Raw genomic sequence first — 15,161 nt, forward strand, 5'->3', positions numbered from 1 at the left:
TTTACTATGTAACTTAATGAGAATTTCTTAAATTTTAATGTTCACATCCGTCAAAAGGTACGTCTCGTTCAATGAGCTTAATGACATTATCAATTGCGTTTAGTTGTTCCTCTGAAAGTAGATTTTCATCTCCATCCCAATCACCTAACCACCAGAAGAACGAGCAAATATTGCGGTATTCCATAAACATAGGAATGGACTTGATTCATCGGTAGCGAGAGCATGAATATGCTGTGTAAGTACCAAGCCTCTTGAGTGAGGATTCTCGATATCATATTTCCCTGTGCAGCAAGCCTTACCCGAAACATGTATACCTACTAATCAGGACATTATTTATAGTGGTTATTACCGCGCACTAGCAAGTTATTAATAGATTACTCTACTGCCCCGGTGGCAGCGATCCGAAGATCAACTTTGACATCAAACTGGGCACGGGATAGCTCTTGTCCCCAATTGTCCTGCACTTCCTTGTACAACGGGTACTGATATGCCCGGGCATAGAATCCGAAACCAACAGGGTCTATTTCATAGTGTTGGCATTTTTCAATGAGCTTCTCAATCGCAACTTCCATTCCCTCGCTCAATTTTTTTTCCATGTCATTGAAATTATCCTGGAGTTCAAACTCAAGAAACTTTTCCGTGATGGCAATAATTGATTTTACTTTTACCTTATATCGAAATTTCCCGTTCTCATGAGAAGATTTAATCTTTACTGAGGTGCCTCCTAGAGTAAAACTTACTTTATCTATATTATACGGAACCGTTTGTTGTAGTTTATCCACAGGAAAAGTGAGATTGATACCGGGTCCCGCCTCCTTTTTCAAAATCTGAAGAAGTGAAGTCTCCTGATAGGTAAGTGAAGTTCGGTACTGGGCTTGCTGTGAAAGGAGAGTCGTTCCTTTAAGCATGATCTTGTTATTCTCAATCTTAATTTCCGAGATAGCAGGGGTCATCGCCCGGTCATACAATTGTCGATGAAGCTCTTGCGCAGTTGTTGAGACCGTAGTCGAAATTTTGCTTCCTGATTCGACAATCGCTTTTAAAAAGATGAGTATTGGTGGCTGATCCTTCGATTGGAAGTTAAAAATATCCGAAACTGGACCATCAACTGCGATGATCCTGTCGGTAATTGTATTCCGGGGATCACGGAAGGTAACATCCAATACTTTAAACCAATCCTTGTATTTAAGTAATTCTTTCCCTACCACAATGACCTGAAAATTCCGTCCTCCTACCGAACCTGGAAATTGAGCATCCTGCTGATTCTTGGACGATCTTAATCCCTCAGCTAACCCTTCCGCTTCACGGCTTTTCTTTTGAATGTCTTTGCTGAATACAGGCGCGGAGACATAATAATGGAGCTTTTGGTCTTCGACATCCAAGCCCAATGCCAATGGAACGGTAGCATCTTCCAAGTTGGTTTTTCCACTTCCGCACCCTGTAATTGCACACAACCATATGCAAACTGCAATAGAAACACCCGTTTTTTTTATCCATTTCATGTTTGTTTCCCTCCCTTCCATTTGTTAAAAATAACGACATACAAAAGAATGGCTGCAGGTAATACGAATTCCATCACAAATCCGATGAGATTGAGTGAATTGTTAATTTGTGTAGCTGCCATAAAACTGGGACGATAGATGAAAAAGCTGATTGCCATGAGAATACACCATGCAGCAAGGTGAATATTGTCCTTACCTTTTCCCAGTAATGTGGCAGAGCATCTGGAAACAATGTGCATGGAGGGAATCCATATACATGAGAAGATAAACATATAAAATGCAATAAACAACACTTCGACCCGTTCGATAAATTGAAATTCAATAGACTTCAAAATACTGATCACCGGATCATTGTATTCTCCGATCTCATCAGGACTAAAATAAACAAAGCAAATAATGGTGATCCCCAAATATGCCAGGCAAGTAAGGGAATTGGAGATTAGCATAGCCGTCATAGCCTTTTCCTTTTTCACTAAATGAGGGTACAGAAATAAAACCAGTCCAATGCCCAGCAAGGGATAGATCATGATTTTTATGGAAGTAAATATGGGAAGCCAACCCTCTTTAAATAGTGGAAGCAAATAAAGCCAATGAGCACGATCCAGCGTTGACACATAAACCAGGGGAATCCATATGGAGAGCATCGAAACAATTTCGGTGTACCGCCCGATCACCTGAAATCCATGCTGCGCAATCTGATAGGTGGGAATCAGAAGCAGCAAGGCCAGAATATAAATTAATGTCGTCGGCAGCAACCAGAGTTTAATGACCAGCGTAGCAACCGCGTAACCATCATATGCGAGCAGCAAAAAATAAATCATAAATAGAAAAGTAACCAGTTTTGCCGCCCATCGGCCCATATAACGCTGAACTAATTCAAGTATTGTACTGTCTGGATTATGGGTCATTAATTTCACCATTGCCATAGAGGCTAACATCGCGAGCCCCCATCCTAAAAAGACGGTCATCCAACCATCCGTTCCAGCATGTCTTGCAAGCTCTTTTGGAAGAGCCAGGAAGGCAACACTGATCTGGAAAGTAGAGATGATAAGGATGAATTGCAGCGTCGTTATCGGGCGATATGTCTTCATGTACTACTTCTTCTCCTTCCATTCCCTGCTATTTCCTTGTCGTCTTGTCTGGCGTGACCGCGTACTGATCGGGCGCGTGTTCATCATCCATAACGGCAACCGGAGTAAGGTATCCTTCCAATCTACAGGTCTGAATGGAGCAATAGGCGTACTATAAGAAGTGTTAAGCGAGTTTATCGTTATTAATCTGCCGATTATAGTCATCATGCCGACTACCAGTCCAATGAACCCGAACCAAGTGGCGAAAACCATCACCATAAAACGCATTAATCGTACCGCAGCAGCCATATCCTGATTCGGAATAATAAATGAGGATATGGCTGTAAAGGCGACTACGATAACCATGACATTGCTGATCAATCCAGCCTGTACAACCGCTTGACCAATGACAATACCCCCGACAATGCCCACCGTCTGACCAATTGGAGCCGGAAGTCGAACCCCTGCTTCCCTTAGCATTTCAAGAGTCAGTTCCATGATGATCGCTTCCACGAAAGGAGGAAACGGAACCTGGCCCCTTGATTCACCAAGCGTCAACAACAGCTTCATGGGTATAATTTCATAATGAAATGAAATAACGGATATGAAAAAGCCCGGCAGAAAGATGGCGATAAAAAAAGCAAAAATTCGTAATGTTCTAAGAAATGAGGAGATGGACCATCGGGAACTGTAATCATCAACCGTTTGAAAAAAGGACATAAACGTAACTGGAGCTACCACTACACTCGGCGAACCATCAACGACAACGACACACCGACCTTGCAGTATTTGTGAAGCAGCAGTATCCGGTCTTTCTGTCATGATGATCTGGGGAAGCAAAGCTAGCGGTTGGTCTTCAATAAACTCAACTAATTCGCCCGTGTTAATAATGGCGTCTACATCAATGGATTGAATGCGTCCTTCAAGAACTTTTACGACCTCAGGATCAACCACATCCTCCAAATAAAGCAGGGATACGGCCGTTTGTCCTCGTCTCCCAACGATATACCGTTTAAGCTTCAATTCTTTATCCGCGATATAACGTCGAATCATGGCTATATTTTGAGAACCGTTCTCTATAAATCCTTGATGCGCCCCTTTCAGTGAAGGTTCTTGCTGTGGGTCCTCAATTGCACGTTGAGGAATACCTTTGGTATCCAGTACATAGGCTTCACTTCGCCCTTCAATAAAAAGCACACTATAGCCGATCATAATGGAACGTTTGAGATCCTCCCATTTAGAATAAGGCTTTACATACCCGACTGTTGTGATGAAGTCTTCCGAGGGGTTCCCGGACTCTAGCTGAAGTGGAGCAAGGACATCATGATTAAGTATCGTTTTGTCAGTCATTTCGTCCATGTATATGATGGCAGCCTGTTCACCGGTTTGTTTAATGTACAGCTTCCGAATGATCAAGTCGGGAGTATTCGTAAAGATTTCTTGAATTCTGGCGGTGGATTCGTTCAATTTTGGTGTGATGTTATCATCTTTCGAGATTGTGCCAGATGGAGCGTTCATTTTTTCACTTTACTCCCTTCTTCAAGCAGCATTTCCTTATTATGACGATTATTCTCGTGTATATGCATTTTGCTTTGGAAAGACACACTCCAAACTTGAAACAAAAAAGCCACTAAACATAGCGACTTGTAATTGTGTACATTATTTCCTGGTCTGGCCGCTTCACCCGATGATTTAATTCAAGCATATTAATTTGCCTTGAGATGTCGGAAATCACTTTAATGATCTGTCCAATCTCCTGCGAGATCTGGACCAGATGATTAAAGCCATCCGACACATGGTTGACGGACTGATGGATGGTGCCTCATAGGAGACCAACTTCAGATTCAATTCCAATGTAGATACTAACTACAGTTACCAATTAGACAAAAAATAAGAAACAGGGACACGTCATTACACGCGTCCCTGTCTCTCTCGTTATACGGAAATATCTAATATACGATTATCTTGTAAAATTACAATTTCCAGTAAACTTGGTTTAATTACTGATGCCCTGCCTTCACCTTCAAATTATAGGCAGGAGTACACAACATTGCGCAAACGTCTCTGAATGTAAGGCTCTTGGCTATTAAGCAGATGCTGCGCATACATGACGGTGAGCCCGGAGTCGGGATCAATAATCGCCATGCATCCGGCAGCCCCGCTCCAGCCAAATTCGCCATGAGGGCTTAGTGAACCGCTCTCCGACTTGGATATATGCGTACGGACACCGAGTCCAAAACCATATCCGGCCATATGATCCCAAGAGTAATCAGGGCGAGTCATCTCATTCAGATGATCTGTCCGCATTAATTCCACGGATACCTGCGACAAAATTCGAACACCTTCAGGACTGGTACCACGACCAGTGAGTGCGTTCAGGAACAATGCATAATCGCGTACGGTAGATAACAGTCCTGCACCCCCGCTCTCCAATTCCGAACCAACACGGAACCCGTTACCGTCCATTCGAATGGCTTTTTCGAGTTCATCATTGTATGCGTATTGCGGAATCAGACGTGACTGCTGCTCGTCGTTCAGATCAAAAGCTGTGTCGTTCATGCCTAGTGGTCCGGTGACTTCTTCCTGCAGATATGTCCCGAAACGTCTGCCGCTTACCACCTCAATTAATGCTCCCAGCACATCGTGACACATGCTATAGTTCCAATGCGTGCCTGGCTCAAACAGAAGCGGTTCCTTCGCGAGCGCTTTCGCAAACTCGCGAGTTGGCAGTTTTCCATCGGTGCTCTGCACGGCTTCCTTGATAGATGGCGCACCAACGTCATACGAGAAGCCCGCGGTCATAGTAAACAAATCTCGCACGGTAATTGCTCGTGTGGCTTTCTCCAATCTGACCTCACCATTCGGCATGATTTTCTTCACATTCATCTCTGCAAACTCCGGCAGATAGTCGGACACTGGATCACTGAGCAGCATATGCCCTCTTTCTACAAGTTGAAGTGCTGCAACGCAGGTCATGATTTTGGTCATGGAATAGAGATTGAAGATAGCCCCATCGGTAATTGGGGTGTTCTCCTCCAGATTAGCGTAACCATTACGATAGTGGAAAACAGTATCATTTTGATGGATGACCATCACCTCAGCCCATGGAATTCTCCAGGATGTGATGCGATCAATAAATGAAGCAAGCGGTTTAAAGTCCATGTTTATCCGTCCTTCTATGTAGAATCTTTTATCATTGCACACTGTGAACCATGGTCACGCCACGAATCACATATTACTACTATACGACCATTTGTAAGCGTTGACTACCATCCGAAATAACTTGTTCCACAAAAACAAAAAAAGCCGCTAAACTAGCGGCTTGAAGGTAACATGCATATCTCTAACTACAACTAACTTAGTCTTAAACTCAATCTCATGCTGCAATTCTGAAGTTGGAGCTACAACGACAATATTTCAATATACCCTTCTGTTCCATGCACACGAATTCGCTGCCCGTCTTTTATACGATTCGTTGCATTCTCCACGCCAACCACCGCTGGCAAGCCGTACTCACGTGCAATAACGGCTCCATGGGTCATCAGTCCACCTACTTCGGTGACTAGCCCTTTGATGGACACAAATAGTGGTGTCCAGCTAGGGTCTGTAAAAGCAGTAACGAGAATATCTCCATCTTCCAGCTCAGCTTCCTCCATGTCCAGAATCACACGTGCACGCCCTTCGATAACACCGGAAGAGACAGCGAGACCCACTAATGCTTCGGCTGGGAGGTTATCTCTTTTATACTTACCTGTAATGATTTCGCCATCTGACGTGATCACACGTGGAGGAGTCAATTTTTCATATAGTTTATATTCGTCTTTTCGCCTGCGGATCATCTGATTATCCACTTTACGGTTACTCACCACTTCACGAAGTTCTTCAAAAGTAAGATCATATATATCTTCTTTTTCCTGCAAAACCCCCGCTTGAACTAGTCGCTCAGCTTCCTTGAGCAAAGCTTGCTTATAAATGAAGTAACGATGAACCATGCCGTATTTGGGGTACTCTCTGTACCCACTCAAATTACGAATGATGTCGATCTTTTCTTTTGTTTCTAGTGCTTTCTGCTCTCCATCAGGCAGCCGCTTCAATCGCCTTAATAATTCCTCTTCTTTTCTCAAAGCCTCCTGTCGCCCTTGCTCAAACTTGCGGCTCCCTTCATTCGGTTTAAAGTTTTTGATATTACCCAGAATCAGGGGAACAAGTGTCAAAGGTTTTTCAATCCAGCGAGTTCGGGTTAGATCAATCTCTCCGGCACAGCGCATTCCATATCGCTCTAGATACGCAATGATCGCTTCTTGTACTTCCTGGCCACCAGTGAATTGAACAAGCTCATCCAGGAATTGATCCTCTTGTACATGTTGTAAGTATTGAACGACCTCAGGAAAAGGACGAATCACATCTGCGACGTCCAATAACGCGAGCCCCATTTCGGAAGTGATATTGTTTGGAACAGACTGGGAGATTGCATCTGCTGCGTTTTTTTCACCTAACCATTCATTCATTTTGTCATTTAGCCAGAACGAAGCGTTCATACCCGTTGTTATTACAGCTGAACTTCGCGGGTCAAATAATATCTTCCTAAGTTCCTGGATATCTTCCTGAATAAAATCAATCAAGTCAGATCCTGATTTTGTTTGAATCTTTTGTTTCAATTCTTCTATAGATGCTTCATTGTTCTTGATCAAATCCGCAACGATGGACGGATCTTGTTCATCGACTGGTGTTTGAGTGCCTGCTGGAGGCAAACCTCTATTACCTTTATCGGAATTCTCTACGGGATTGTCGTTCGGTATTGATTTCACAAAATCTCCTCGCTCAATTACCGTCATTAAAGCGTCTTTGATAAGCGGATCGGATTTGCCAAGGGCATTCACTATATTTTCTCGGCTAACAGGTGAGGCTAGCATAGGCGTTACATCCACGAACAACCTCCCGCCCGCTACACGCATGGGTGCAGGTGTCGTCATGAGATAAAATGACAGTCCCAGTGGTTTGATGGGATCGGTCATCATTTGTTGATGGGCAACAGAAACATACACATGATTTTCTTGATCATTCACTTCAGGGATCGGAAATAACGTTGTAATTGGTCGGCTCTGGACAATGTAGAACGTGCCATCGGACAAGCACCACTCAATATCCTGCGGGCAACCAAAGTAAGCTTCAATCTGTCTTCCTATCCGAGCTAACTCCAAAATGTGAAGATCCGTGAGTGTTTGAGCTTTTTGCTGATCAGAATGAATTGTCCGCGTCTCAGTCCCGCCTTCTTTTTGAGCATAGATTGCGAGTTTTTTAGTTGCAATTCTTTTCTCGACAATTTCTTCTTCTCGTACCTTATAACAATCCGCAGATACCAAGCCAGAAACCAGTGCTTCTCCCAAACCATAGCTGGCATCGATCGATAAGAGTTTTCGGCTGGACGTCATGGGATCGGCAGTAAATAGAATTCCTGAAGCCGTTGGGAAAATCATCTTCTGAATAATAACAGCCAAGTATACCTGGCTATGATCGAATCCGTTCTGCATACGGTAGATTACAGCACGATCCGTGAAAAGGGACGCCCAACATTTGCGAATATGCTCCAGTATGGCTACCTTGCCGATGATGTTCAAATAAGTATCCTGCTGACCTGCAAAAGAAGCATGTGGCAAATCCTCGGCAGTTGCACTGGAACGCACCGCATATGCATGTTCATCTCCATACTGGCTGAGGTAGCGGCTTACTGCCTCGACAACCTCGTAAGGAATTTCTGAATTCATAATGGTCTGCCGAATCTCTCTGCTGATTTCACCAATTTGATCCCGTTCTTCTACATGAAGCATCGTTAGTCGACTGAGCAAAGCGTGGTATGTTCTGTTCTGTTCCATGGCTTGCTGGAATCCCAACGTTGTAACGCAGAATCCGTCTGGAACTTGAATCCCTTCGCTCTTGGATAATTCTCCTAGATTCAAACCCTTCCCACCCACAAGCCAAAGCTGTGTCTTTTCGATCTCCTGGAAACTGAGAACCATAGAACTCATTCAACATCTCTCCTAATCATCAAATTGAGAAAAAAATCCTTTGACAAGATTTTAGCGGCATGCTAAAATAAAAATATAAGATAGACTTTCTATGCTCATATACATAAAGTTACTCGTGAACTGATCATACAATCGTGTTAATTGATATGCAATAATTAAAAAAGGACCTGACTAAATGTCTGGTCCTTTTTTGGGTATTTCGTTCAATTTATCCAGGTGTAATGGGTTATAACGATTAGATCCCTTGCCCTTGTCTTACTTATCTTTTTTTAGAACGATGACTTTATACTTGAACAACAGTGTCACGCCCACATTCATCACTACGTGAACAATTACAGGAACCATTAAATTATTGGTTGACCCATACAATGAGCCAAATAAAAGGCTTGGTATCACTATATTGAGCAGCATGATGGGCGTTTTAAAATAGGAAAAGTGAAAAGCTACAAACAAGGCTGATGAAGCAATAATTGCGACCCACTTCTCATCAAATACGACATATAACAAATTCTGGATGATTCCCCTAAACAGCAGCTCTTCAAAGAGACCTGCCAAACTCATAAAAATAAAAATGTAACAAAGGGGCTGATTGGCATACTCCTTATTGGACTCGTGAATATACTTCTCAGGTACCAGATACGTCATCAAAACACCAAATAAGATCAGGCCAAGCGAGCATCCTAGGACAAGAAGGATCATAAGCAAAGGTTTCTCAAAAGCTAACAGACGCTGCATGGAGACCATATCCATATGAACGAATACAAATAGTGCCGCAGAGCACATGAACAACAAGGATACATAACCTATAGCTACATCTTTCAGTCGAGGTACTGCCGGTTTATTATATACTTGTAATTGTTCCGGCTTCTTCATTTCCTTCCCCACTCTGACCCTTTTACATTTGACCCATTTGTCTTACGATCCGCGGATAACATTAATTCGTCTATGAATGAACGAAGTGTACTGGTTAGGAAGGAATCTTTCCGGTGAATGAATACAGTTGAGACCTCATTATACGTTTGAGAAACAGGATATGCGTGCACTTTGCCTTCCTCAATCAGGTGACTTACAGAAGATTTGGGAGCAATTGTGATCCCGATCCCTGCGGTAACACTTCCGATTATCGTTTCAAATGTGCCAAACTGCATTATCTTTCTAGGAACAATGCCTTCTTCCCTTAACCAGCCTTCTAACCTCTCACGATAGCTGCACCCTTTGTTAAATAACAATAGCGGTGTGTTCGTGACATCTTCAATTGTAAATGAACTGCTCTTGGTAACAAGAATGAGTTCCTCCCGAAAAATCTCACTCGCCTCAATCAAAGGATGATTGATCGGTCCGGTAACAAAAGCCCCATCCAATTTAAAATTCATCACATCCTGAAGCAATTGTTCACTCACACCTACATTCAAGGAGAAATCCACATTGGGGTACTTCTCAACATAGTTGGATAGTATACCAGGCAAGCTGATCATCGTTTCTACGATTCCAATGTTAAGAATACCTGAAGGGGCATCCGCGCTCTGAAAAGTACGTTTCATCTCATCAAACTTGGCCAATATTTCTTCCGCGTATATCAGCAGCCGTTTACCTTCCGCGTTTAGAATCATTCCTCGTTTATGCCTGGTGAACAACATGGTCTTTAATTCTTTTTCAAGCTGTTTGATTCTTGCGGTTACATTGGACTGAACATAACTTAACTCAACAGCAGCCTGGCTCACGCTTCCCCGCTCCGCAACAGTTTTAAAAATCCTCAAGTCATTTAATTCCAATTTGCTCGTTCCCCCATGTATATGATCATGCAGTTAACCATCTATCTTATCTATCTCGTTCACCTATCATTTTAAATGATGATAAGTACGATTTTCAATCATTTTACTCTCCACTTTTTATATCATATGATTCAGTGGATTAAATTGGACACCAATGTTGATGGAGTTGTCAAAATGAACAGAAAGAACGTTAGTCTGGGCACTGGTCTGTGCCTGATTGCCAGCATGTCTTGGGGTGCCATGTTCCCCGTAGCGCACAGCGCATTACAATTCATGGATCCACTGTATTTTTCGTTTTTCCGCTATTTCTTCGTGACGGTTGTACTTGTGATATTACTTGTCTTCAAGGAAGGAAAATCCGCATTCCGGTTGGAGGGAAAAGGAGGAATACTCCTTTTTTATGGAACGATGGGCTTCACGCTGTATAACTTCATGATTTTTTCCGGACAGGACTTGATGGGCGATTCAGGTACAATTATTGCCTCTATTATGGAAGCACTTATGCCCATGATTACCATTGTCATCCTATGGTTCAGAACAAAAATCAAACCCGCACGATTCATGATGATCAGTATCCTGATTGCTCTAACAGGTGCTTTACTCGTCATTACCAATGGGAGTCTTACCTTTTTTGCAATGGCCGCTGAACACCTTGTCCCTGTTCTCTTTATATTTATTGGAGCGGTAGGTTGGGTTCTGTATTCACTGGGAGGAAGTCAGTTCGGTGAATGGTCTGTTCTGCGATATTCTGCATTAACTTGCTTGCTGGGGACGGTTGTTTCCTTCTTTATTGTTGCGTTAGGTTCCTTGTTCGGTTTACTGCAGACGCCTGATTGGCATACGCTGTCTTCTGTTAAGTATCAAATGACGTTCATGGTTATTTTTCCTGGTCTCATAGCTTTGCTGAGCTGGAATGCAGGAATCAAAATGCTCTCCACCGTAAACGGGATCCTATTTATGAGTGTGGTTCCGGTAACGACCTTTGTACTCATGGCCTTACAAGGCTACAAAATCAGTATGAATGAATTCTACGGTGCACTACTTGTTATTTTGCCTTGATTCAGAACAATTACTATCAGCGAAAATCCTTAAGGAGCCTGGACCTAGCTGAAAATGGAGCACTAAAGAAAGCCTTATAAAAGACAATATCAAACCTACCCTCCCCACCTAAGCGGCTTGATTCGGTTATTCAGTGAACAATTCGGAAATAATTCTCTCATACCGCTTATAGGAAGGAAGAACTTCATGAATTTTAACTCTCAATCAGAGAAAGACGCTTATTTAAAAGAACTGGGTGCCTTATTTATCCCTTTGGACGAGATGGAGAATCTGGACCGAATGGTTGATGCGATCGGGGATGCAGATATTGTGCTCCTTGGGGAATCAAGTCATGGGACAGCCGACTTCTATCGATACAGGGCTGAACTTTCGAAAAAGCTGATTACAAGTAAGGGATTTAACATCATCGGTGTTGAAGGAGATTGGCCCGCTGCTTATCGGTTGAATCGGTATATAAAAGGAGCACCGGGTGTCGATTCTTCGGCAGCAGACGCACTGGGTGATTTTACTCGCTGGCCGACTTGGATGTGGGCGAATACAGAAATTCGTGATTTTGCAGAATGGCTGAAAGAACATAATGCAGCGAATCGGGATGGACACAGTGAACGTTCGAAGGTCGGATTTTACGGGATCGATATGTACTCCTTATGGGAATCGATGGAGGCCATTATTGGGTATTTGGAGAAAACCAAATCTCCTCAATTGGAACAGGCCCGCCGCACCTATGCCTGCTTCGATCCATACAACAAGGATCATCAGAGTTATGGTATTGCAGCAGGGTTACTCTCCGAGAGCTGTGAGAATGAAGTGGTTGAACTGTTGAAGCAGATGCAGCAACGGCGCATGGCGCACCCGGGTAGTGAAGAAGAATTGAACGCAGAGGTCAACATGCTGGTAACTTCCAGCTCAGAAGCCTATTATCGAACGATGGTCCGCGGTGGCCCGGATTCCTGGAATGTACGCGACAGGCATATGGTGGAATCACTGAAGCGTATCATGTCCTATTACGGGTCCTCTGCCAAGGCCATTGTCTGGGAGCATAATACACACATTGGAGATGCGCGAGCAACAGACATGCTGGAAGATGGGATGGTGAATGTTGGTCAGCTGCTGCGTGAGGATGCACAACATCAGGTGTTTGCCGTTGGCTTCGGAACCTATAAAGGAGAAGTCCTTGCAGGAAGAGCCTGGGGAGATCCTGTTGAGAAAATGGTCGTTCCACCCGGGCAGCCGGGAAGCTGGGAGGATTACATGCATCAGGCAGGAGGTGGCCGTAATGGTATGGTCATGCTCTCCGAAGCGTCCTCGTTACTGCATAAAGTCATTGGTCACCGCGCCATCGGTGTGGTATATGATCCGAAGCTTGAACGCTACGGCAATTATGTACCTTCCAGCATGGCGGACCGTTATGATGCGTTTGTCCATATTGATCAATCAACCGCCCTTCAGCCACTCCCGATCCATAAGGCAGTTGCAACGGAGGCGCTTTTTTCGTCGTAACTCTGCTTGGATAAAGATCACATCTCAAAATAATATAAAAAGCGGCAGTCTCTGAATGCATTGATTCAATGATAGAGACTGCCGCAATGCTATTGAATTCTACTCGGGACCGTAAACCTCAAACTCCCAGATCGAATATCCGTATATGGTTGCCCGAACGGTTCCATACATTCGAACATACCGTGCTTGAACTTCGTCAAAGGTTATGGTCTCTATACCACCCTGACCTGTTGTGGTACTGTATACATCTCGCCAATTCCCCTCTTGACTCGGATCTTCGGTAACCTGTATTCGATAACTCTTGCCATAAGCAGTTTCCCAATACAACCTCACTTCATCTATCGTTTTAATCTCGCCTAAATCCACATATACCCAACCTGGGTCCACTCCCCGTTTTGAACCAAAGCGTGTAGTGAAATTCCCATCATTTACGTATGGGGCGGTATCTTCAACTCCATCACGAGATGAAGCCACTGCGGGACGATGAAGCGCCAAGTTGGTTCTGGGCAGTGGTTCCTCATCTTGAACTGGCCTGATTGTAATATCATCGTAATGTTCCTTGCTCAAAAAGTTCATCTCGTGAAGTGTAGTCGCCGGCTGGCTTGCTCCAGGCATATATATATTTTCAAAGGTCACATCCGTGATCTTGGCACCTTCCATGCCTTTCATTTTCGCAAAACTTTCGCCAGCGTCACGTACCGTAATATCCTTAATCTTGATATCACTGATGGGCCCAACACCGTTATTGCCAGCATTCACCGTAAATAGAGTCATCCAGGCACTATTGTCTTCGTTCTTCCCGCTAATGTCTTCCACATCCATGGATTCAAAGCGAACATCCCTCACCGTACCGGTGCCGTACTTATGATGGATGGCAAACCCGACTGCTGCTTTATAAACAACGCCATTGCGGAATACGATATTGGACTGATTCTGCATAACGCCTTGACCAACCTTATATCCATAGCACAACGTCCAAGCAATCGTGTCCTCGAATAGCACATTGCGAACAGGCTCAGGATTACCCGGCCATGGCACTCTTCCGGAAGCGATATCCGTATCCGATTTCCATGATTTTGTAGAGAAGGGATCATCAAGCGAGATACCAATGGCATTCTGTACAATGACATCTTGAGATTCACAAATATCGATACCATCGTTCTCCCCCATACCCAAACTGTTAAAGAGTTTTAAATTTCGGAAGACAAGATCATCTGAACGCACCGTAACCACGGCCCAGCCCGCTGACTCTCGGACGACAATGCCTTCCATCTCAAAATGGGTCGTATCGATCGGAACAACCAGGTTATTAATCATTCCTTTTCCGTTGGTACTTTTGTCATCATGCAGCGCTTGCCCATTGCCATCAATCGTACCTCGTCCATATATTTTAATGTTCTCGGATTGGAAGGCAGTAGAGATCCACCAGGTTACCGGTCGTCCCATCGAATCCTTGAACCAGTGCTCCGTATAATCTGAAGTTTTGCCCGTACCTACCAGGGTGGCTCCAGGTGCCATATAGATCGCCGTATTACTTTTTAAGACCAGGTTGCCAATCAAATAAGTTCCTGCAGGTACATAAACTATCCCTTGAGCCCCTCCGCCTTTTAAAGTTCCGTAATGGCTGGCATCTTCTATAGCCTGTTGAATGGCCTGGGTCCTTGCTGAAACTCCAGTGGCTGACGAACCTGAGGATGCCACATGATACGGCGCGGCTCCGATATTAAAGATCCCCTCCCCACTTGAAGCAGGCACATCCGTTTCGAGTGGATCTGCAGCGATGACCATGCGGGTCTTGCGATTATTCATCATTACGATAAGGTATTCGTCAGATTGAGTCGTGAAAGTGATGGTTCTCCCCTCGATCTTGTCCGCTTGGATTCCGAGTTTCTTCGGACTTATCGAATACTCATGCACCTTGTCCGTGTTCAGGATCGTTAATTCGTAAGTGACGGGGCCATCTGACATCGAAAAATGCGCATAGTCATAATCGCTGAACCCCTTCACAACAGGAACAGGCACTCCGTTTGCCTTAAGCGTGTAATTCACGGAACGTGCATACCGGACTGATGGCTCGTAGGTTGTAATTGTCGCTGAACTCCCCTGAAGATGCTGTTCTTCACTCTCCAATGCGTTAACGTGAGAATTCGAATAGGGTGTCAGCAGTAAAGCAAAAACTATAGTAAGAATAATGGTTGCACGAAAATGCGTTCTAACCCATGCCATTTCATA

Annotated in this window: 10 protein-coding genes; 2 read left to right on the forward strand and 8 right to left on the reverse strand. The window is 44.0% G+C overall.

What is annotated here, in order from left to right; all coding sequences use genetic code 11:
• Window positions 1-374: 374 nt before the first annotated feature.
• The 7 genes from AC3WQ3_RS18495 to AC3WQ3_RS18525 form a co-directional block, all read right to left on the reverse strand.
• Window positions 375-1,502 (reverse strand): Ger(x)C family spore germination protein, encoded by a 1,128-nt coding sequence (locus tag AC3WQ3_RS18495; RefSeq protein ID WP_336780113.1) that lies wholly within the window; start codon window positions 1,500-1,502, stop codon window positions 375-377.
• A complete protein-coding gene (locus AC3WQ3_RS18500) occupies window positions 1,499-2,593 on the reverse strand; it encodes a GerAB/ArcD/ProY family transporter (protein ID WP_492473073.1) in 1,095 nt (364 codons plus the stop codon). The genes AC3WQ3_RS18495 and AC3WQ3_RS18500 overlap by 4 nt, the downstream gene beginning before the upstream one ends.
• Window positions 2,594-2,596: 3 nt before the next feature.
• Window positions 2,597-4,090 carry a spore germination protein gene (locus AC3WQ3_RS18505; protein ID WP_492473074.1) on the reverse strand — a complete coding sequence of 498 codons (1,494 nt, stop codon included), beginning with the start codon at window positions 4,088-4,090 and terminating at the stop codon, window positions 2,597-2,599.
• Window positions 4,091-4,600: 510 nt separating this feature from the next.
• Window positions 4,601-5,734, reverse strand: a complete 1,134-nt coding sequence (locus tag AC3WQ3_RS18510; RefSeq protein ID WP_336780110.1) for a serine hydrolase domain-containing protein — start codon at window positions 5,732-5,734, stop codon at window positions 4,601-4,603.
• 239 nt (window positions 5,735-5,973) lie between these two features.
• The gene (gene ppsA, locus AC3WQ3_RS18515) at window positions 5,974-8,598 is read right to left on the reverse strand and encodes a phosphoenolpyruvate synthase (RefSeq protein ID WP_492473075.1); all 2,625 of its coding nucleotides are present in this window, start codon (window positions 8,596-8,598) and stop codon (window positions 5,974-5,976) included.
• A 255-nt stretch (window positions 8,599-8,853) separates the two neighbouring features.
• Entirely contained in the window at window positions 8,854-9,471 is a 618-nt protein-coding gene (locus tag AC3WQ3_RS18520) for a CPBP family intramembrane glutamic endopeptidase (protein WP_492473076.1), read from the reverse strand.
• Window positions 9,468-10,370, reverse strand: a complete 903-nt coding sequence (locus tag AC3WQ3_RS18525) for a LysR family transcriptional regulator (RefSeq protein ID WP_367074100.1) — start codon at window positions 10,368-10,370, stop codon at window positions 9,468-9,470. The genes AC3WQ3_RS18520 and AC3WQ3_RS18525 overlap by 4 nt, the downstream gene beginning before the upstream one ends.
• A gap of 174 nt (window positions 10,371-10,544) precedes the next feature.
• Here AC3WQ3_RS18525 and AC3WQ3_RS18530 point away from each other — a divergent pair, with 174 nt between their 5' ends.
• Together AC3WQ3_RS18530 and AC3WQ3_RS18535 are read left to right on the forward strand one after the other, a co-directional pair.
• A complete protein-coding gene (locus tag AC3WQ3_RS18530) occupies window positions 10,545-11,429 on the forward strand; it encodes a DMT family transporter (protein ID WP_492473077.1) in 885 nt (294 codons plus the stop codon).
• Between the two features lie 186 nt (window positions 11,430-11,615).
• On the forward strand, window positions 11,616-12,929 hold the full coding sequence (locus AC3WQ3_RS18535) for an erythromycin esterase family protein (RefSeq protein WP_492473078.1): 1,314 nt from the start codon (window positions 11,616-11,618) through the stop codon (window positions 12,927-12,929).
• A 99-nt stretch (window positions 12,930-13,028) separates the two neighbouring features.
• Here the strand turns inward: AC3WQ3_RS18535 and AC3WQ3_RS18540 are convergent, their stop codons facing one another.
• Window positions 13,029-15,155 (reverse strand): galactose-binding domain-containing protein, encoded by a 2,127-nt coding sequence (locus AC3WQ3_RS18540; protein ID WP_492473079.1) that lies wholly within the window; start codon window positions 15,153-15,155, stop codon window positions 13,029-13,031.
• Window positions 15,156-15,161: the final 6 nt, after the last annotated feature.

The organism is Paenibacillus sp. FW104-T2, assembly GCF_058789975.1.

Coding starts and splice junctions, on each gene's coding strand:
- AC3WQ3_RS18540 (WP_492473079.1), bottom strand. CDS start 15,155: ATGGCATGGGTTAGAACGCATTTTCGTGCAACCATTATTCTTACTATA.
- AC3WQ3_RS18505 (WP_492473074.1), bottom strand. CDS start 4,090: ATGAACGCTCCATCTGGCACAATCTCGAAAGATGATAACATCACACCA.
- AC3WQ3_RS18530 (WP_492473077.1), top strand. CDS start 10,545: ATGAACAGAAAGAACGTTAGTCTGGGCACTGGTCTGTGCCTGATTGCC.
- AC3WQ3_RS18520 (WP_492473076.1), bottom strand. CDS start 9,471: ATGAAGAAGCCGGAACAATTACAAGTATATAATAAACCGGCAGTACCT.
- AC3WQ3_RS18510 (WP_336780110.1), bottom strand. CDS start 5,734: ATGGACTTTAAACCGCTTGCTTCATTTATTGATCGCATCACATCCTGG.
- AC3WQ3_RS18495 (WP_336780113.1), bottom strand. CDS start 1,502: ATGAAATGGATAAAAAAAACGGGTGTTTCTATTGCAGTTTGCATATGG.
- AC3WQ3_RS18500 (WP_492473073.1), bottom strand. CDS start 2,593: ATGAAGACATATCGCCCGATAACGACGCTGCAATTCATCCTTATCATC.
- ppsA (WP_492473075.1), bottom strand. CDS start 8,598: ATGAGTTCTATGGTTCTCAGTTTCCAGGAGATCGAAAAGACACAGCTT.
- AC3WQ3_RS18535 (WP_492473078.1), top strand. CDS start 11,616: ATGAATTTTAACTCTCAATCAGAGAAAGACGCTTATTTAAAAGAACTG.